The 17,827-nt window shown below is 65.4% G+C and carries 19 protein-coding genes; 8 read left to right on the forward strand and 11 right to left on the reverse strand.

Going from position 1 to position 17,827, the window contains the following annotated elements; all coding sequences use genetic code 11:
• Positions 1–488: 488 nt before the first annotated feature.
• Positions 489–1,829: an NADP-specific glutamate dehydrogenase gene (gdhA, locus tag GBG68_RS12985; protein WP_152148042.1), complete on the forward strand. Its 1,341-nt coding sequence runs from the start codon at positions 489–491 to the stop codon at positions 1,827–1,829.
• 353 nt (positions 1,830–2,182) lie between these two features.
• Here gdhA and GBG68_RS12990 read toward each other — a convergent pair whose 3' ends face one another.
• From GBG68_RS12990 to hflK, 6 genes are all read right to left on the reverse strand, one after another.
• Entirely contained in the window at positions 2,183–3,352 is a 1,170-nt protein-coding gene (locus GBG68_RS12990) for a sulfotransferase (RefSeq protein WP_152148044.1), read from the reverse strand.
• Entirely contained in the window at positions 3,321–3,716 is a 396-nt protein-coding gene (locus GBG68_RS12995; RefSeq protein ID WP_152148045.1) for a hypothetical protein, read from the reverse strand. Before GBG68_RS12995 ends, GBG68_RS12990 begins: the two co-directional genes overlap by 32 nt.
• The gene (locus tag GBG68_RS13000; protein WP_152148047.1) at positions 3,713–3,937 is read right to left on the reverse strand and encodes a hypothetical protein; all 225 of its coding nucleotides are present in this window, start codon (positions 3,935–3,937) and stop codon (positions 3,713–3,715) included. The genes GBG68_RS12995 and GBG68_RS13000 overlap by 4 nt, the downstream gene beginning before the upstream one ends.
• A gap of 1 nt (position 3,938) precedes the next feature.
• The gene (locus tag GBG68_RS13005) at positions 3,939–5,240 is read right to left on the reverse strand and encodes an arylsulfotransferase family protein (RefSeq protein WP_152148049.1); all 1,302 of its coding nucleotides are present in this window, start codon (positions 5,238–5,240) and stop codon (positions 3,939–3,941) included.
• 559 nt (positions 5,241–5,799) lie between these two features.
• Positions 5,800–6,741 carry a protease modulator HflC gene (gene hflC, locus GBG68_RS13010; protein ID WP_152148051.1) on the reverse strand — a complete coding sequence of 314 codons (942 nt, stop codon included), beginning with the start codon at positions 6,739–6,741 and terminating at the stop codon, positions 5,800–5,802.
• Positions 6,738–7,805: an FtsH protease activity modulator HflK gene (gene hflK, locus GBG68_RS13015; protein ID WP_152148053.1), complete on the reverse strand. Its 1,068-nt coding sequence runs from the start codon at positions 7,803–7,805 to the stop codon at positions 6,738–6,740. Before hflK ends, hflC begins: the two co-directional genes overlap by 4 nt.
• Before the next feature lie 116 nt (positions 7,806–7,921).
• Between hflK and GBG68_RS13020 the strand changes: the two genes are divergently transcribed.
• On the forward strand, positions 7,922–8,647 hold the full coding sequence (locus GBG68_RS13020) for a glycerophosphodiester phosphodiesterase (protein WP_193222338.1): 726 nt from the start codon (positions 7,922–7,924) through the stop codon (positions 8,645–8,647).
• Positions 8,648–8,680: 33 nt separating this feature from the next.
• Here the strand turns inward: GBG68_RS13020 and GBG68_RS13025 are convergent, their stop codons facing one another.
• From GBG68_RS13025 to GBG68_RS13040, 4 genes are read right to left on the reverse strand one after another with little or no spacing between them, the layout of a single operon-like run.
• On the reverse strand, positions 8,681–9,430 hold the full coding sequence (locus tag GBG68_RS13025; RefSeq protein WP_152148057.1) for an amino acid ABC transporter ATP-binding protein: 750 nt from the start codon (positions 9,428–9,430) through the stop codon (positions 8,681–8,683).
• A 28-nt stretch (positions 9,431–9,458) separates the two neighbouring features.
• Complete coding sequence (locus GBG68_RS13030; RefSeq protein ID WP_226801799.1) at positions 9,459–10,505, reverse strand: amino acid ABC transporter permease; 1,047 nt, start codon at positions 10,503–10,505, stop codon at positions 9,459–9,461.
• Entirely contained in the window at positions 10,502–11,689 is a 1,188-nt protein-coding gene (locus GBG68_RS13035; protein ID WP_319593361.1) for an amino acid ABC transporter permease, read from the reverse strand. Before GBG68_RS13035 ends, GBG68_RS13030 begins: the two co-directional genes overlap by 4 nt.
• Positions 11,690–11,692: 3 nt before the next feature.
• Complete coding sequence (locus GBG68_RS13040) at positions 11,693–12,703, reverse strand: amino acid ABC transporter substrate-binding protein (RefSeq protein ID WP_152148060.1); 1,011 nt, start codon at positions 12,701–12,703, stop codon at positions 11,693–11,695.
• A gap of 104 nt (positions 12,704–12,807) precedes the next feature.
• Between GBG68_RS13040 and GBG68_RS13045 the strand changes: the two genes are divergently transcribed.
• The 4 genes from GBG68_RS13045 to GBG68_RS13060 are packed head-to-tail and all read left to right on the forward strand — an operon-like array spanning position 12,808 to position 15,398.
• Positions 12,808–13,401 carry a CoA pyrophosphatase gene (locus tag GBG68_RS13045; protein WP_152148062.1) on the forward strand — a complete coding sequence of 198 codons (594 nt, stop codon included), beginning with the start codon at positions 12,808–12,810 and terminating at the stop codon, positions 13,399–13,401.
• Positions 13,402–13,415: 14 nt separating this feature from the next.
• The gene (locus tag GBG68_RS13050) at positions 13,416–14,225 is read left to right on the forward strand and encodes a class II glutamine amidotransferase (protein ID WP_152148064.1); all 810 of its coding nucleotides are present in this window, start codon (positions 13,416–13,418) and stop codon (positions 14,223–14,225) included.
• Positions 14,225–14,974, forward strand: a complete 750-nt coding sequence (locus tag GBG68_RS13055) for a lysophospholipid acyltransferase family protein (RefSeq protein WP_152148066.1) — start codon at positions 14,225–14,227, stop codon at positions 14,972–14,974. Before GBG68_RS13050 ends, GBG68_RS13055 begins: the two co-directional genes overlap by 1 nt.
• Positions 14,975–14,999: 25 nt before the next feature.
• Positions 15,000–15,398 (forward strand): PilZ domain-containing protein, encoded by a 399-nt coding sequence (locus GBG68_RS13060; RefSeq protein ID WP_152148068.1) that lies wholly within the window; start codon positions 15,000–15,002, stop codon positions 15,396–15,398.
• Between the two features lie 102 nt (positions 15,399–15,500).
• On the opposite strand, the gene GBG68_RS13065 is transcribed toward GBG68_RS13060, so the two are convergent.
• Positions 15,501–16,376, reverse strand: a complete 876-nt coding sequence (locus tag GBG68_RS13065) for a fumarylacetoacetate hydrolase family protein (protein ID WP_152148070.1) — start codon at positions 16,374–16,376, stop codon at positions 15,501–15,503.
• A 101-nt stretch (positions 16,377–16,477) separates the two neighbouring features.
• Between GBG68_RS13065 and GBG68_RS13070 the strand changes: the two genes are divergently transcribed.
• Positions 16,478–16,753 carry a SelT/SelW/SelH family protein gene (locus GBG68_RS13070; RefSeq protein WP_152148072.1) on the forward strand — a complete coding sequence of 92 codons (276 nt, stop codon included), beginning with the start codon at positions 16,478–16,480 and terminating at the stop codon, positions 16,751–16,753.
• On the forward strand, positions 16,750–17,694 hold the full coding sequence (locus GBG68_RS13075; protein ID WP_152148074.1) for a L,D-transpeptidase family protein: 945 nt from the start codon (positions 16,750–16,752) through the stop codon (positions 17,692–17,694). The genes GBG68_RS13070 and GBG68_RS13075 overlap by 4 nt, the downstream gene beginning before the upstream one ends.
• The last annotated feature ends 133 nt before the right edge of the window (positions 17,695–17,827 follow it).

Here is a 17,827-nt window from a genome sequence, read left to right on the forward strand (position 1 = left end):
GCCGCCCCCGGGGTGCCCGCTCTCAGGGCTTGCGCGGGCGTCAGATCACGCGCCACCCGGTATTCCGCCCGATTGATCCCCCGCCTTCGCCCAAGCCGGACGAGCGGCCCGTTATCGCGACCGCGCGTCCTGGCCCGATGTGAACGGCGGAATCTCACCCGCGCTGCCCGGGGTGTGCACTGGCTGGTAATTTCGGATGTTCGCAGCGGCTGTGGAGCAAAAACCTTCTTCAGGAGAAGGGCTTATCTCAGGCCGCCGCAGCCTGCCCAGGTTCCGGCGCCGGCAAAGGCGGCCGTGATTTTCGCACCGCTGACCACTGCCGTTTCCAGGCGCCGGGCTGCAACTCGGCGCCCGCCGTGCCCGCCGCGCCGTGATGCAAACTGCACAGCGGCCGCCATCACCTGCTAATATGCACGCCTTTGTCGCGTTGGCGAACTGGTTGGCCGTGGTTTTTTGGCGCCGTTCGCCGTGGGCTGGGGAGGTTTAGTGTGAGCGTAAATTTGAACGATTTTCTCGATTTCGTTCGGCAACGAGATCCGGATCAGCCGGAATTTCTGCAGGCCGTGGAAGAGGCCATGCGGAGCATCTGGCCCTTTCTGAAGGAAAATCCCCGCTACCGCGATCAGGCGCTTTTGGAGCGGCTGGTCGAACCCGAGCGGATCATCACCTTCCGCGTGCCCTGGGTGGACGACGCCGGGAATGTCCAGGTCAACCGCGGCATTCGCGTGCAGATGAACAGCGCCATCGGCCCCTACAAGGGCGGGCTGCGCTTTCACCCCTCGGTCAATCTAAGCGTGTTGAAATTCCTCGCCTTCGAGCAGGTGTTCAAGAACGGGCTCACCAGCCTGCCCTTGGGCGGCGGCAAGGGCGGGGCGGATTTCGACCCCAAGGGCAAGAGCGATGGCGAGATCATGCGCTTCTGCCAGGCCTTCATGGCCGAGCTGTATCGCCACATCGGGCACGAGATCGACGTGCCGGCCGGGGACATCGGCGTCGGCCGCCGCGAGATCGGCTACATGTACGGCATGTACAAGAAGATTGCCAACACCTTCACCGGTGTGATTACCGGCAAGGGCTTTGGCTACGGTGGTAGTCGGATACGCCCGGAAGCCACCGGCTATGGCCTCATCTACTTCGTGGCGGAAATGATCAAGCCCCGCTACAACAACCTCGATGGTCTGCGGGTGGCCATCTCCGGCTCGGGCAACGTGGCGCAGTTCGCGGCCGCCAAGGCGCTGGAGTTCGGTGCCAAGGTGATCACCCTGTCCGACTCCCAGGGCACGGTCTACATGCCGGACGGCCTGGACGAGGAGCAGTGGAACGAGCTGGCCGATCTCAAGAACGTGCGCCGCGGCCGGCTGCGGGAGTTCGCCGAGCTCTACGGCTTCGAATTCGCCGAAGGCGAGCGTCCGTGGCGCTACCCCTGTGACATCGCGCTGCCTTGCGCGACGCAGAACGAACTGGACGACCAGGATGCGCTGCGTCTGGTGGAGAACGGCTGCTTCTGTGTCGCCGAGGGCGCCAATATGCCGTCCACCATTGCCGCGGTGGACGTGTTCCAGGCGGCCCGCATCCTCTATGCACCGGGCAAGGCTTCCAATGCCGGCGGCGTCAGCGTGAGCGGGCTGGAGATGAGCCAGAATGCCCTGCGCATGTACTGGACGGACGGCGAGGTGGACGAAAAGCTGCATGCCATCATGCAATCCATCCATCACGTGTGCGCGCACTACGGCGCCTCCGAAGGGGGGTACATCAACTACCTGGATGGGGCCAACATCGCCGGCTTCGTCAAGGTGGCGGATGCGATGTTGGAGCAGGGCGTGGTCTAGTCGCCCGTGGGATCCATATCGGGGTGGCCCGGCACGGCCGCCCTTGATCAACTGTGCGGTGGCATCCTTCAGCCTGTCCGGTGCCGAAGAGGATAACGCCGCGTCGCGCGGGGCCCGCGCCATGAAGCAGGGCACGGTAACCAGGCAGCTGTTGCCGTCGTCGTGTAGCCCGCCGGATTCCATGCGTCATGGTGGGCGCTGTTGATAACAGGCGTGGGATTCGCCACTGAGTATTTCGGCGGCTGGTATCTGGTCACCACCGCCGGCTTTCCGATCTTCTGCGTGGTGCCGGGTACAGCACCGCAGGCAATAATCGCTGTTCCAATCGCCCCTTGCGGGAGCATGTCGCGGCCTCAGAGCAGGGCCGCATCGGCTGTGGCGGCGGCGTCTCCGCGACTGGACGCGGGGTTGGCCGTGAGCGGCACTGTCGCTGGACGGGGCTCAGCGGCGAGGGCCACCAACTGCTGGTGAACGCTCTGCGCTGCCTGCCATTCGGCCGTCGGGCAGCTGGCGGCGTCCAGCGGTGTGCTGGTTGGCGCCCGCAGGCTTTCGGCGCTGGCTTGCAATGCTTCGCTGCGCTGCAGACCCAGGTGCTCGGCGAGCCTCGCGAGCGCCGGCGCGCCGCCGCGCAATAGCTCGTCAAAGTCGACGAAGACCACGTTTTCGGGGCGGGAATTCAAGGCATGGCGGTAGGCTGCCGTCCAGTAGGCGAGCCAGAACCCGGGATCCGGCCGCGACGACCCTGTGCGCCCGTCAAGCCAGCCGTCGAAATTGACAGGCTTGAAGTCGGCCCCGAACTCGAAGTGGCCCAACCAGCGCATGTAGTGCCGGGAGAAGCGATCCTGGCGGTGCTCGCGCAGGAAACGCTCGTGCTGCTGCATCAGCGAAGCCACATGCGCGCCCGGATGGCGAAACGGCACCAGGATGGTGGAACCGGGGAACAAGCGGGCCAACAAGCCCAGGCGCCCGATGTTGCCGTTGTTTTTGGAGAGATAGCGCAAGGGCGTGCCTCGTCGCGACATCTCCAGGCCGATGAGCCTGTTGATGACGCCGCGCAGGGCGTCCTCGCCGCGGCCGAGATCCTGCTCCGCGGGCAGGGGAAGCAAATGATCGTCCCGCACGAAAGCCTGCCGCAGATAAGTGAGCCAGATCACCTCTTCGAATGCCTCGGGGCTATCGAAGGAAACCTGCATCCCGTCCCCATGCGCGCGCTCCCGCGCCTGGGCCTTGCGGCGGAACATCCGCGACAAGCGATCCCAGAGCAGCGGCGCCAGCACGAAGGGCATTTGCCGGTAGGTGAAGGTGGCGAACTCGCCGGTGCCGTAGAGCAGTTCCAGCAGCAGGGTGGTGCCTGAACGGGGCAGCCCGGTGACGAACACTTCGCGTTCGGACTGGATGCCGCGCATCCTGTTTCGGAACAGGTCGCTTTCCAACTCGCCAAGAACTTTCTGGACCAGCGGCCTGGAAAATGCAATGTGGTGCAGCAAGCGATCAAGCGTGCTGTAGGCGTTGATGGACGGCATGACGTATCCGTAAGTAAAGTAGACCTGCTACCGTCAGCGCCAACAGGCCGACGGGCGATAACATACTGGCGAACATCTGCTGTTCGGATACCGCCAGCATCCGGGCGGCACCGGCGCCGATGGCGCCCAGTACCAGTGCGATCAACACCAGCTTGGCGCCCATTTTCAGGGAGGCCGCCAGCAGCGTCAGGGCACTGCGCCGCACCGAGACCTGCTTTTGGTCGTCGGAGAGCGTTGGAGAGCCGATCACAGCCAGCGCTTCACGAGATTCGCCGATGATGGAGCGGGCCAGCCCGGAAAGGCCCATGCGGATCACCAGTTCGACGAAGACCACACACATAAGCCCCAGCACGAGGTAGATCACGCGGCATCGCCTTTGCCACCGGGCGGGGCTTTCCGGCGCTTGTTGAGCAGGCCTTTCACCGGGTACCAGATCAGGCCGAGCACGGCCAGCAGGACCGCGAAGACGGCGCCTACCAGCGCGCCCAGCACGCCCAGCCCGAGGCCGGGGCCAACGTAGGCCTCGGCGGGGCCAGTCAGGCCGAGAAGCAGAACGATCACGGGGGCGATAGCCAGTCTGGGCATGCTAGATCTCCTTGCCAGGGCGTGAGTTAGGGCAGGTAGGTGTTTGCGTGAAGAAATCCGCCGACAGCCAAACGGCGTTCTCCACGTGACCATTGTATTGCTCGGAACCCGAGATCAAGTTATTGAACTCGTAGACCTTTTCTCCTTTCTCCGTGGCTTCCACCACTCGCCCTTCACCCGGGACGACGATGAGCACATTGCCATTCGGCAGGTACTGATGCTTGCCCATGGAATGGGAGTAGAAGTGAAGACCGCCCCCGGCAAGGGGGTTGTAGAGTTGCCTGGTGCGGGGGTCGATCTGGATGATCTCGGAGCGGTTTCGGTCGGTGTTGTTGTTGTAGATGGAGATACGACCCGTCTCGGTGAAATCCGGGTCGTGCTGGTAACGCCAGGGCCCGGCGCTCCACCATTTGGTCTGCCCGTTGTCCGGATCGATGACGGCGATCAAATGGGCGTTGCGCAGGCTGATCAGCAGGTCGCCGGCGGCGAAATTCGGGAAGTGCTTCGCCAGCTCGGTATTCAGGATGTCGATGTCATTGGGGTGAAAGATGTCGTCCGGCTCATCGGACGGCGCGCCGCCAGAGCGCAGGAACGGCTGATCGGCACGCACGCCGAAGATTGCCGCCGCTTCTCCCAGTGGCTGGATGATGTCCTCGATCAAGCCCAGCTTGCGGCGGGTGGCGCCGGTCTCCGGGTCGAAATTCACCAGATACTGGTACTGGCTGTAGGCGGTGCCGTCTCCCTGCCACGTCCAGTAGCTGCCGTCTTCGGCCCCCTCGATGGAATGGTGGAACACTCCGTGCTTTTTCCAGAGCGGTTTGCCGCAGGCATCGAGCCGCGCCATCACGTCTCCCTTGTCGAAGTTCACCAGCATCGAGCCGTCGGCGAGGATCTTGAAACCGTGGGGAGCATCCGAGCCGCCCGACGGACCATCCGGGTCCAGGGAGGCGTAATCGATGGGCCAGCTGTGAAGGCGTTGGCCTTTCTCATCGAAGAGCCAGGCCGCGTAACCATCAGTGTCGCTGTCCCAACCGACGAAAACGTAATAGCCACCGTTCAACGCCTCGGTATCGTGCACGACCACGCGTTGCCGGGGTGCGCCTTCCGGGGGTCGTCGGTACAGACCGGACGGGAGCAGGCGACCGTGTTTCACCACCGAACGCGTGGCCTTGACCATCTCTGCCAGCGGCCTCTGGGGCCACCAGCCGAAACGCTCGACACCATATCCATAGCCAAACGCCGCTGCTCCCAGCAGGAACAGTGCGGACACGATCGCAAGCTTCTTGAGGTACTTATCGGCCATCCTTGGCGTGAATCCTTCTTAGTTGTGGTGTGCCCAGGGTTATGGTGCGGTCAGCGCTGGTTTCAATCCCGAAAAGGGCGGGCAATTTTCAGGCTACTATCTGGAAACGATCACTCAGAAAATCAAGCTTTGGAGAGGCCGATACAGGCCCGGGTGGTCTGGGCTATGGTGCCGAGCAGGCCGTGGGGGGCCAAAGCCCTGGCGGCTGGCACCGAGAGCCTCGGCCCGGGGTGCCGGTGCCTGCGTGCTCAGCGGTGCTCCCAGGCCCGCCCCAGAGCCCTGTTGGGTCATGGACGGCACGGATCGGGGCAGTGTCGGCCGGTTGGCAGCAAGGATTTTCCGGGATGGCGTTGCCGGGCGGCGGGGCCGTCGAGTCCGGTAGCGAGCAATCCCGCGCCGGGTTCGGGGGAAGTATGCAGGCCAGGGGATGGGCTCGGATTACCCGTGCGGTGATCCCGCTGGCCCGTGCCCCGGGGACAACGGTTCCACCCTTGGGTTTTGCCACTGCCGCGGCCGGCCCGGGGCGGGCCGGCCGCGTTCGTCCTATCCCGCCGCGGCGCTAGCGGGCCTGGGCTTCCTGCAGATAGCGGAAGAAATCCGAATCGGCGCGCAGCATGAGCGTGCTGTTCTCGCCAATCGCCCGGTAGCTTTCCAGGGTGCGGAAGAAGGCGTAGAACTCCGGGTCTACTCCGAAGGCCTCGCCGTAGATGCGGGTTGCCTCGGCATCGGCCTCGCCGCGAATTTCTTCCGCCTGTCGGGCGGCCTCGGAGCGAATGCGTTGCAACTCGCGCTCCATATTGCCAAGAATCTCCTGACTGCGGCCGCGGCCTTCGGAGCGGAAGCGTTCGGCGATGGACTGGCGTTCCGCGATCATCCGGCTTTCCACCTGTTTGCGCACTGAATCGATGTAATTGACCCGCTTGATACGCACATCGGCCAGTTCGATGCCCAGCGCCGGCATGGAGCTGCGGGCGCGCCCCAGGATCTCCGCCTCCAACCGTTCCCGACCCAGTTGCGGGCGGTTTTCCAGGTTGACGTCGTCCCGCTCGGCCAGGGCCGGATCCTCAAGTTCGTCCACATCCACTTCCCAGTCGCGAGAGCGCACGATTTCCTCGAGTTCGGTGGCCGACACCATGTCCCGGACCACCGAATCGATGATGTCGTCGAGCCGGGTACGCGCGCCGGCTTCATCCCGCACGCTGGTCAGAAACCGCAGCGGGTCCGCGATGCGCCAGCGGGCCGTGGTATCCACCAGGATGAACTCCCGGCCAAGGGTCGGAATCTGCGTCACATCGCCGTCCCAGACCAAGCGGCGCTTGTCGAAGCGACGTACCTCCTGCCAGGGCAGCTTGATCTTGAGGCCGGGCTCGGTGATCACGTCACCCACCGGATCGCCGAATTCCACGATGATCGCCTGCTGGGACTCGTCCACGGTATACAGGCTGAATGAGCCAAACGCCGCGGCCAGCGCGATCAGGATGCCGAAAAGGGTGGTCTTCATCGCGCAGCTCCGGTGTTGCGGTTGGCCTGGCGGTTGACGTCAAGCAAAGGCAGGGGGCTCAGCTGGCCGTCCTGAACCACGAGTACCTGGCCGATGGTCGGCAATACCTCGCCGAGGGTTTCCAGATAGAGCCGAGAGCGGGTCACTTCCGGCTCCTGGCGGTACTCGCGCAGCACGGCGGAAAAGCGGGCACTCTCGCCTCGCGCCCGGTTGACCCGTTCGGTTGCGTAGCCCTGAGCCTCGGCAATGGTGCGCAAGGCCGAGCCTTCGGCGTTGGGGATTTGCGAGTTCACCTGCCGTTGCGCCTCGTTGATCATGCGCTCGCGTTCCTGGCGCGCCTCGTTGACTTCATTGAAGGCCGGCCGCACGGCGGGCGGTGGGACTACGTCCTGCATTTCCACGGTGCTGATGCGGATGCCGGAATCGTAGCCATCGAGAATTTCCTGGATTTCCCGGGTGGCCTGCTTCTGTATCTCCACGCGACCGATGGTGAGCACCTCCGAGCCGAGCATATTGCCAACGATGCGTCGCATGACGGATTCGGAGATATCCCGCAGGGTGCGGGTGGGTTCGCGGATTTCGTAAAGGAACTTGATCGGATCCTGAATGCGGTATTGGACCACCCATTCCACATCGATCATGTTCAGATCACCGGTGAGCATCAGCGACTCGCTTTCGAAATTCCTCGCGGAATAAGCGGTGCGTCCGCTGACGCGGGTGCCACTGCTACGAAAACCGAATTCCTGCTTGAGCACCCGTTCGGTGGCCACGCGCTGGATCTGGTCCACGCCGAAGGGGAGCTTGAAGTGGAGGCCGGGATCGGTGATGCCCACCACCTCGCCGAAGCGTTTGATTACCGCGCGTTGCTCGGGTTGCACGGTGTAGAAACTGGTCAGCGCCGCCCACGGAGCCACCAGGCCAATGAGCAGGGCGATGAGGCCGAAGCGCGCCTTGCCGCCGCCGCCCCCACGACCGCGAAGCGAGCGGATGAACTTTTGCAGCGCAGCGGACAGGTCCGGTGGTCCGGACTGGCGCCCGCGGCCCCCATTGATGGATGTGACCATAAAACGTCTCCCGTGAATGTGGCGCCCAGTCTAACCGGAGGAGTGACATCGATAGCCACTTTCTGAACAAAGCGGCCAATTACCTCTGGCTGCTGGATCCCGGTTGCTACCGACCCGTGGCCCGCGAGCGGCTTTGGCTGGTAGGGCATCGCGGTGCCCATGGCAGGATTGCCGAGGGTCTTGCGGTGGAGAACACCCTGGACGCCTTCGAGCTTTGCTTGAGGAACGGAATCTGGGGTATCGAGCTGGATATTCGCTTGACCGGGGATGGGGAACCGGTCGTCCATCATGACCCCCGCTGCGGCCGTCTCTTTCGGCGCCCGGATCTGATCATCGCCGAGACCGGGTTGGAACCGCTGCGTCGGGCGATTCCGGCGATTCCCCATCTCGATGAGGTCGTCGGTCGATATGCGGGCAGGCTGCATCTGATGCTGGAGATCAAGGATTCATGGCGGCAGCGCCCGAGCGTCGTCGCGCGGATCCAGAAATCCCTGGCGGCGCTGGAACCCTGTCGCGACTTTCATCTGCTGAGCCTGGTGCCGGATCATCTGAGCGGGTTTTCCGCCATCACGCCGCGGGCCTTCATCGACGTGGCCTTGACCAATACGCGGGACATTATCAGGAAGAATCTGCAGCTGGGGCACGGGGGCGTGGCCGGCTCCTTCGCCTTGCTGGATGGCCGGCTGGTGCGTGAGCTGAAGGCCCATGAGCGCCAGATCGGGACAGGTCAGGTGGAGTTGGCGGCGATTGCTCGGCGCGAAATCAATCGCGGCATCGAATGGATATTCAGTGACAAGGTCCTGCAGCTGCAGAGGCGTCTGCGGCCCATTCGCACCGACTAGTATGCGCGGGCGTTGCGGGGTCCTGGGGCCGTGTCAACGACCCAGGATCTGGCTCAGGAACTGCTTCGCCCGCTCCGTGCGCGGCGCCTGGAAGAAGGTCTCGGGCGCGGCCTGCTCCACGATCCGCCCCTCGTCCATGAACACCACCTGGTCGGCCACTTCCCGGGCAAAGCCCATCTCGTGGGTCACGCAAAGCATGGTCATGCCCTCGTGGGCGAGCTCCACCATCACATCCAGCACTTCCTTGATCATCTCCGGGTCCAGCGCCGAGGTGGGCTCGTCGAAGAGCATGATACGTGGCTCCAGGCACAGAGCCCGGGCGATGGCCACTCGCTGCTGCTGGCCGCCGGAGAGCTGCGAAGGATACTGACCGGCCTTGTCGGCGATCCGCACCCGCTCCAGATACTGCATGGCCCGTGCCACCGCCGCGTCCCGGGAGAGCCCGTGCACGTGCATGGGCGCCAGGGTGCAGTTGTCCAGCACGGAAAGGTGCGGGAACAGATTGAAGTGCTGGAACACCATGCCTACTTCCCGGCGCACCCGCTCGATGCGTTTGATGTCCTCGGCCAGCTCCACGCCATTGACCCACAGCCGCCCGCTCTGGTGGGCCTCCAGACGGTTCACGCAGCGGATCAGGGTGGACTTGCCCGAACCCGAAGGGCCGCAGATGACGTGGCGTTCCCCCTGGCCCACGGTGAGCGCGATGTCCTGCAGCACATGCAGGTTCCCGAACCACTTGTTCACCTGGTCGAAGCGTACGGCGGGGGTGTTGTCAGCGTTCATCGATGCGCATCCTGTATGTGGGGTCGGCTCAGCGCCCGGCGCCCGGGCGTCGCTCCAGGCGTCGGCTGTACAGCGACATGCCGTAGCAGAACACCCAGAAGAGCAGACCGGCGAAGACATAGCCCTCGGTGGCCGAGCCCAGCCAGCGCGGGTCGGTGGCCGCGGCCTGGACGATGCCCAGCAGATCGAACAGGCCGATGATCAGCACCAGGGTGGTGTCCTTGAACAGCGCGATGAAGCTGTTGACGATGCCGGGGATCACCAGGCGCAGCGCCTGGGGCAGGATGATCAGCCCCATCTGGCGCCAGTACCCCAGCCCCAGCGCTTCCGCCGCCTCGTACTGGCCCCGGTCCACCCCTTGCAGGCCGCCGCGGATGACCTCGGCCATATAGGCCCCGGCGAACAGGGCCACACCGATGAGTGCGCGCAGCAGCTTGTCCAGGTTGACCCCCTGGGGCAGGAACAGCGGCAGCATCACCGAGGCCATGAACAGCACGGTGATCAGCGGCACGCCACGCCAGAACTCGATGAACACGGTGCAGATGGCGCGGGTGATCGGCATCCGCGAGCGTCGGCCCAGGGCCAGCAGTACGCCCAGCGGCAGCGCGGCGGCCATGCCCACGCCGGCAATGACCAGGGTGAGGAACAGCCCGCCCCAGTCGCTGGTGGGTACGGGCGCGAGCCCTGCCACGCCGCCGCGGAACAGGGTCCAGGCGCAGAGCGGGTAGAGCAGCAGCAGGCTCGCCAGCCACCAGCCCTTGCGCGACATGCGCCGCCAGAACAGGGGCGCCGCCCACAGGGGCAGCAGCAGGAAGGCAAGATTCACCCGCCAGCGCAGTTCTTCCGGGTAGAAGCCGTAGATGAACTGGGGCAGGTGCACCCGCACGAACACCCAGCAGGCGCCTTCACCCTCGCAGGCCTCCCGCGTGTTGCCCCGAAAATCCGCGCTGAACAGGGCCCAGTCCAGCAGCGGCGGCACCATATAGCCCAGCAGGGCGACCGAGAGCACGGTCAGCGCCGTGTTCAGCGGGCTGGAGAAGAGGTTTTCCCGAGACCAGCGCCAGGCCGCGTTCATCGCCGCACCCCCCATTCCGTGCGCCGGTTGTAGAGGTTCATGGCCAGGGCGATGAGCAGGCTGATGGTGAGATACACCGCCATGGTGATGCTGATCACCTCCACTGCCTGGCCGGTCTGATTGAGTACCGTGCCGGCGAACACCGAAACCAGGTCCGGGTAGGCGATGGCCGCGGCCAGCGAGGAGTTCTTGGTCAGGTTCAGGTACTGGTTGGTCAGCGGCGGCACGATCACCCGCATGGCCTGGGGGAGCACCACCAGGCGAAGGCTCTGACGGCGGTTCAGCCCCAGCGCGGAGGCCGCTTCCTGCTGCCCGCGGGCCACCGACTCGATACCGGCGCGCACGATCTCCGCGACGAAGGCGGCGGTATAGATGGACAGCGCCAGCAGCAGGGCGACGAATTCGGGAATCAGCCCCATGCCCCCCTGGAAGTTGAAGCCGCGCAACGCCGGCAGGCTCCAGCTCAGGCCCCCCGCCGCGAGCAGCACCGCGGGGGGGAGGATGAAGGCGATGCCCAGCCACAGCGGATAGACCGGCAGGGGGCGGCCGGCGTTTCGCCGCCGGCGCGTCCAGCGGTGCAGGGCGAGGACCGCGAGCACACCCAGTATCAGCCCCGCGATCAACCAGCCGGGGCCACCCCCCAGCACCGGTTGGGGCAGGTACACGCCCCGGTTGCTGAGGTAGGCCAGGCCGAACAGGTCAATGCTGTGCCGGGGGTGAGGAAGCGATCGCAAGACCGCGAAATACCAGAAGAATATCGCCAGAAGAAGGGGGATATTACGGAATGTTTCGATATAGGCGGCGGCCAGTCGGCGCAGCAGCCAGTTGGGGGAGAGGCGGGCGATGCCGATGACCAGGCCCAACAGGGTGGCCAGCAGAATGCCCAACGCCGAGACCAGCAGGGTGTTGAGCAGGCCGACCAGGAAGGCTCGGCCGTAGCTGGCGGCCTCGCTGTACTCGATCAGGCTCATGATGATGCCGAAGCCGGCATCCTCGCCCCAGAAACCCAGCCCCGAAGCGATGCCCTGGCGGGCCAGATTGCTCAGGGTGTTGTTGACGATCCAGCCGATGCCCAGCGCCACCGCCCCCAGCAGCACGACCTGGAACACCAGCGCCCGGGTGCGTGGATCGCGCCAACGTGGGGTGCGCGGCGCCGCGCCGAAAGGAGTGTGCCTGCGCGCCACGGCCTAGCGGAAGGGCGGGGCGTACATCAGGCCGCCGTCGGTCCACAAGCGGTTCTGGCCGCGGGGGATGTTCAGCGGCTCGGCGGCCAGGTTGCGTTGGTAGAGTTCGCCATAATTGCCCATCTGGCTGATCACGGCGCGGGTCCAGCCCGCCTCCAGGCCCAGGTTCCTGCCAATGCTGCCGTCCGCGCCCAGCAGGCGGCGAACCTTGGGGTTGTCGCTGCCGTGCATCTGCGCCACGTTGGCGGAATTCACCCCCAGTTCCTCGGCATTGACCATGGCGAACAGGGTCCATTTGACGATGTTGAACCACTGATCGTCGCCTTGGCGTACCAGCGGCCCCAGCGGCTCCTTGGAGATGATTTCCGGCAGGATCACGTGCGCCTCGGGATTCTTCAGCTTGATGCGCTGGGCGTAGAGCCCGGAGGTGTCGGTGGTGTAGACATCGCAGCGCCCGGAGTCGTAGGCGGCGATGACCTCATCGCTTTTCTCGAATACCACCGGGCGGTACTCCATGCCGTTGGCGCGGAAGTAGTCGGCCATATTGAGCTCGGTGGTGGTGCCGGAGTTGGCGCACAGGGTGGCGCCGCTGAGTTGTCTGGCGCTGTCGATGCCCAGTTCCTTGCGCACCATGAAGCCCTGGCCGTCGTAGAAGATCACGCCGGCGAAGTTGAAGCCCAGCGCGGTGTCGCGGGTGGCGGTCCAGGTGGTGTTGCGGGAAAGCAGGTCGATCTCGCCGGATTGCAGGGCGGTGAAGCGCTCCTTGGCCGAGAGCGGGGTGAACGCCACCTTCTGCGCATCGCCCAGCACCGCGGCGGCCACGGCGCGACAGAAGTCCACGTCCAGGCCCGACCACTGGCCTCCGGCGGGGGTCGAGAAGCCGGGCAGGCCCTGACTGACGCCGCAGCGCAGATGGCCGCGTTCGCGCACTTCGTCCAGCGTGGCGGCCTGTGCCGCCGGCACGGCCAGCCCCAGGCCGAGCAGCAATACCGTGAGCGCGTAGAGCTTGGACATGGTCTCCCTCCCTGTAGGTTTGCGGCTCATCTTAGCAGCCGCAGCCCGGGAGGCGCAGTTTGCCGCCATTCATGGCAAACTCAATGCTGGATTGAGAGGCCTTTATGTCCTGCGTGGATCCTTTGACCGATCGTGAGCTGATTCGGGTGCGATTGCAGCAGTGCGCGCGCCGGGACGCGGGCGTGCCTGTATCGGACGAACTGCTGAGCCGCGCAGCGGTGCTGGTTCCCCTGGTGGAGCGGCGGCACGGCTTCAACGTGGTGCTCACCCGACGCACGGAGCATCTGCGTCACCATGCGGGCCAGATCAGTTTTCCCGGCGGGCGCATCGAGCCCTATGACGCCGATCCGGTGGCCGCGGCGCTGCGCGAGGCCGAGGAAGAGATCGGCCTCGCGGCGGGTCAGGTGGAGATCGCCGGGCGGCTGGGGCTGTACCGTACGGGCACGGGCTTTCAGGTCTATCCGGTGGTGGGTTTCGTCAATCAACCGGTGCGTCTGCGCCCGGACCCCAGCGAGGTGGCGGAGATCTTCGAAGTGCCGCTGGGTTTTCTGATGGACGAGGCCAATCACCGCCCGCACCTGTACGAGCACGATGGCCGCCGTTATCAGTTGATCGCCATGCCCTACGGCGATTACTTCATCTGGGGCGCGACCGCCGGCATGTTGCGGCAGTTGTATCTGGCCCTGCACGGGGAATAGAGAAGGGAGCGAGGATGTGTGAGCTGCTGGGCATGAGCGCCAATGTGCCCACCGATATCTGCTTCAGCTTCAGCGGGCTGATGCAGCGGGGCGGGCAGACCGGCCCCCACACCGACGGCTGGGGCATCGCCTTCTACGAGGATCGGGGCTGCCGACTGTTCCATGACCCCGCCGCCAGCGCCGACTCGGAAATCGCCCGTCTCATCGGTCGCTATTCCATCAAGAGCTGCACGGTGATCTCCCATATCCGCCAGGCCACCCACGGCCGGGTGTCGCTGGAGAATACCCACCCCTTTCGTCGCGAGCTCTGGGGGCGGCCCTGGGTTTTCGCGCACAACGGCAAGCTTCCCGGGGTGAAAGGCTGGCCGCTGGGGATGGATCGCCCCATAGGTACCACCGACAGCGAGCACGCCTTCTGCTGGTTGATGGCGCAGCTGCGCGAGCGGTTCCCGCGCCGGCCGTCCCGGCCGGAAACGGTCTGGCGCTACGTGTTCCACCTGGCCACCGAGCTCAGCACCCTGGGCACCTTCAATATGCTCATGAGTGATGGCCGGGTGCTCTATGCCTTCTGCGGCACGCATCTGTCCTGGATCACCCGTCGCGCGCCCTTTGGCGCGGCCCGGCTGAAGGATGCCGAGATGGAGGTGGACTTCTCCCGGCTGACCACCCCGAACGATGTGGTCACCGTGATCGCCACCCACCCGTTGACCACCAACGAGGTCTGGCAGACCATGACGCCGGGCTCCATGGTGGTGTTCCAAGGGGGGCTGCCGACCCTGTTCGACCCGGCGGGGCGGCTCAGTCGCCCTCAGGAATCGCCCTGATGCTCACGCGCCTGCCCTGGCTGCTGCAGCGCCTGCTGGGGTTGGTGGACATGATTCTGCTCACCGCCCTGCTGTGGGTCCTGAGCTTCCTGCCCGACGCCTGGTTGCGTCGTTTCTATCCGCGGCTGTTCTGGTTCTGGTGCCGGGTTTTCGTGCGGGCCCTTGGGGTGGATCTGCGCCTGCACCAACAAAATGCCAGGCCGCTGCCGGACCATTACCTGATGATCGCCAACCACCCCTCGGCCTTCGAGGATATTGGCCTGCCCGCGCTGTTCGATGTGTATTCCCTGGCGAAGCAGGGCGTGGCTCACTGGTGGGTGGTGGGGCGTATTTCACGCGCCGCGGGCACCCTGTTCGTGGACCGGGGGGATCGGGAATCCCGGCGCCGGGCGGCGGCGGAGATCGCCGAGACCCTACAGGCGGGCCGTCATGTGGCGCTTTACCCGGAGGGCGGATGCCAGGGCCGGCGGCTAGCGCCCCGCTTTCATTACGGTGCCTTCGACATCTCCTTGCGTACCGGCGTGCCCATCGTGCCGGTGTTCATCCACTACGAGGCGCAGGAAACCTTCGAATGGGGTCCGGGCCAGACGCTGCTGCACAAGATCTGGCATTTCCTCAGCTCCCCGAACCGCACCGCCCACTACTACGTCTTCGACGCCTTCGAGCCGGGCGATTACGCCGACAAGCAGCAGTACTGCGCAGCGGTGTATTCCCGTTACCGCCAGTGGCAAACTAGGTACCTCGAATAACAACAAGTCCTGTCGGGGGAAATACATGAGTGCGGTGCCGGGTCAGCAGCGACGGCGTCATCTTCGCGTCCGGCCCTTGCCGGACGAGCCGGTGTGGGTGGATGTGAACGGGGAGGACTTCGTCGATGTGCTGCCCGCGGTGGATATCAGCGAGGGCGGCGTAGGGGTGCGGGTGCCTCATCGCTTCGAGGGCTGTGGCATAGACGCCGAGGTGGCGCTGATCATCAGCCTGCCCGGTGCGACAAAGCGCAGCATCACCACCCACGGGCGCATCCGCCATGTCTCTCAAGCCGCATTCGGTATCGTCTTCGCGCCGCTCAAACCCGCCGATCGGCGGGCTATCCGCGACTATGTGCATCGCCGTGCCTACGGCGGCTCCTGGTGGCGACGGCTACTCAAGCAAGCGACGCCCGAATCTGCGTAGCCCGCTTGCCGCCCGGGGGGGAAGCCGGGGCGCGCTTTTCCCGGGACCTGGCGGCAAGGTCTTCGATCCCGCCTTGCGCAGCATCGCGGCGACGGCGTGGGGTCAGGCGTCGACCACCGTGTTGCGAATCACCCCAATGCCTTCCACTTCACATTCGACCACCGATCCCGCTTGCAGGAACTCCGGCGGGGTGCGGGCGAAGCCCACCCCGTCGGGGGTGCCGGTGGCGATGATGTCGCCGGGCTCCAGGGTCATGCTCTGCGAGAGGATGGCGATGGTGCGGGCGACGCTGAAGATCTGGTCTCGGGTATGGCCTTCCTGTTTCAGCGCGCCGTCCACACGGCAGCGCAGGGTCAGATTCTGGGGGTCGGGCACCTGGTCGGCGCTCAGTAGCCACGGCCCCATGGGGCAGCCCTGATCCATGCTCTTGCCCAGGAAGAACTGTTTGTGGCGGAACTGCAGATCGCGCATGGAAAGATCATTGAGCACGGTGTAGCCGAAGACATGGTCCAGGGCCTGCTCTTCAGGGATGTGCCTGCCGCCCTTGCCTATCACCAACGCCAGTTCCACCTCCCAGTCCAGCTGTTCGGTCACCGCGGTATCCAGCGGAATTCGCGCATAGGGGCCGGTGACACTGGTGACCGCCTTGGTGAATACCACCGGGTGCTCCGGCAGCTTCGCCTGCCTGCCCTGCACGGCGAAGGATTCGGCGGCGTGGGCGGCATAATTGAGCCCCAGGCAAATCACGTTCTTCGCCGGGCGGGGGATGGGGGCGAGCAATTTCTCGCGCAGCAGCGGCACGAGCTCGCCGTGTTCGCCGATGGCGGCCAGGATGGATTCGCGCTCGGCGGCCTTTCGTTCTATGAACGCCAGCAGTGTCTGGGGGCAGTCGCCGCGCCGGGGCGCCAGCCTGATGTGATCACCCTCGACCAGCCCCCAGCGGGGGGTGTCTTCGTGCTGATAACTTGCAAACCTCATCGCAAAACCTGCTCTTTATCGTTGAACCTGCCGTGAAAGAGTCCACGTCGCGTCAGCCTGAACGTATACTGGGCGGCGTTTTCTCGAAACCGGAGCCTGCCATGGCGAGCCCGCGTCTGGAAATACATTATTGCAGCCAGTGCCGCTTCATACTGCGGGCATCCTGGCTGGCGCAGGAGCTGTTGTTCACCTTCGGCGAGACCCTGGGGGAAGTGGCGCTGGTGCCGGGCAGCGGCGGCGTGTTCCAGCTGTGGCTGGAGGGCGAGAAACTGTTCGATCGACGGGAGCAGGGACGTTTCCCCGAATCCAAGGAACTCAAACAGGCCGTGCGCGACCGGGTGGAGCCCGGGCGCGATCTTGGCCATAGCGAGCGATGAGAGTGTTGCAGCGATTGATCATGCTGGCCGCCCTGGTGGTCTCGGGCCTGGCCCCGGCGGCGGAGTACAGCCTGCCGCCGGACGATGTGAACATCATAGGCCGGCTGCAGTGGGTGGAAGCGTCGGAGGAGGACACTCTGATCGATATCGGGCTTCGCCACGGGGTGGGTTATGAGGAGATAGTCGCCGCCAACCCCGATGTGGACCCGTTTCTGCCCGGCGCCGGCACACAGGTGCTACTGCCGACTCGCTACATCCTCCCCTCCGGGCCGCGGGAAGGGCTGGTGCTGAACCTGGCCGAACTGCGGATCTATTATTATCCCCCGGCGCAGCGCGGCAAGCCCCGCACCGTGGAAACCTACCCGGTGGGCATCGGGCGGATGGACTGGCAGACGCCCCTGGGCGAGACGAGGATCACCGCCAAGATCGAAGACCCGGTCTGGTATCCGCCGGCCTCCATCCGCGCCGAGGCCCGGGCCCAGGGCGAGGAAATGCCCCGGCAGGTGCCCGCCGGGCCGGATAACCCGCTGGGCCGACATGCCATGACGCTGGGCCTGCCCGGCTATCTGATTCACGGCACCAACCGCCCCATGGGGGTGGGCATGCGGGTGAGCCATGGCTGCGTGCGCATGATGCCCGAGCATATCGAGAGCCTGATCTACCGGGTGTCGGTGGACACGCCGGTGCGCATCGTCGACGAGCGCTACAAGGTGGGCTGGTTCGCGGGGCAGTTGTATCTGGAGGCACACCCGGCGCCGGACGGCCAGGTGATCGAGGCCGGGTCGGCTGAACAGGCGGCCTTCGCCAAAATTGCCCAGCAGTTGAGCGCCCGGCCGCACCGGGTGGACACGACGCGGGTGCGTGAGGCGCTGGGGCACAGTCGCGGGGTGCCGGTGCCCATCAGCCGGGACGGGATGGTGCTGGCGGCGGGTCCGCGCTAGTCGAGCTACGGGCGCCCGAAGGGACCGTCTGTCGCGTTCCCAGCCCGCGTTGCGTCTCTTGGCAAGGGCTGCGGCCATTGCCCGCGAGACGCGCCTTGGCTGCGAACGCGACAGACGGTCAGAGGCCCATGGG

It is taken from the genome of Alkalilimnicola sp. S0819 (assembly GCF_009295635.1).
Lineage (GTDB): Bacteria > Pseudomonadota > Gammaproteobacteria > Nitrococcales > WHIW01 > S0819.

Excerpts from the sequence above, each read along its gene's own strand:
- GBG68_RS13065 (WP_152148070.1), bottom strand. The coding sequence starts at position 16,376 with ATGAGGTTTGCAAGTTATCAGCACGAAGACACCCCCCGCTGGGGGCTG.
- GBG68_RS13030 (WP_226801799.1), bottom strand. The coding sequence starts at position 10,505 with ATGAACGCGGCCTGGCGCTGGTCTCGGGAAAACCTCTTCTCCAGCCCG.
- hflC (WP_152148051.1), bottom strand. The coding sequence starts at position 6,741 with ATGAAGACCACCCTTTTCGGCATCCTGATCGCGCTGGCCGCGGCGTTT.
- GBG68_RS13075 (WP_152148074.1), top strand. The coding sequence starts at position 16,750 with ATGAGAGTGTTGCAGCGATTGATCATGCTGGCCGCCCTGGTGGTCTCG.
- GBG68_RS13060 (WP_152148068.1), top strand. The coding sequence starts at position 15,000 with ATGAGTGCGGTGCCGGGTCAGCAGCGACGGCGTCATCTTCGCGTCCGG.
- GBG68_RS13045 (WP_152148062.1), top strand. The coding sequence starts at position 12,808 with ATGTCCTGCGTGGATCCTTTGACCGATCGTGAGCTGATTCGGGTGCGA.
- GBG68_RS13070 (WP_152148072.1), top strand. The coding sequence starts at position 16,478 with ATGGCGAGCCCGCGTCTGGAAATACATTATTGCAGCCAGTGCCGCTTC.
- GBG68_RS13025 (WP_152148057.1), bottom strand. The coding sequence starts at position 9,430 with ATGAACGCTGACAACACCCCCGCCGTACGCTTCGACCAGGTGAACAAG.
- GBG68_RS13000 (WP_152148047.1), bottom strand. The coding sequence starts at position 3,937 with ATGCCCAGACTGGCTATCGCCCCCGTGATCGTTCTGCTTCTCGGCCTG.
- GBG68_RS13050 (WP_152148064.1), top strand. The coding sequence starts at position 13,416 with ATGTGTGAGCTGCTGGGCATGAGCGCCAATGTGCCCACCGATATCTGC.
- GBG68_RS13040 (WP_152148060.1), bottom strand. The coding sequence starts at position 12,703 with ATGTCCAAGCTCTACGCGCTCACGGTATTGCTGCTCGGCCTGGGGCTG.
- GBG68_RS13055 (WP_152148066.1), top strand. The coding sequence starts at position 14,225 with ATGCTCACGCGCCTGCCCTGGCTGCTGCAGCGCCTGCTGGGGTTGGTG.
- GBG68_RS13005 (WP_152148049.1), bottom strand. The coding sequence starts at position 5,240 with ATGGCCGATAAGTACCTCAAGAAGCTTGCGATCGTGTCCGCACTGTTC.
- hflK (WP_152148053.1), bottom strand. The coding sequence starts at position 7,805 with ATGGTCACATCCATCAATGGGGGCCGCGGGCGCCAGTCCGGACCACCG.
- GBG68_RS12990 (WP_152148044.1), bottom strand. The coding sequence starts at position 3,352 with ATGCCGTCCATCAACGCCTACAGCACGCTTGATCGCTTGCTGCACCAC.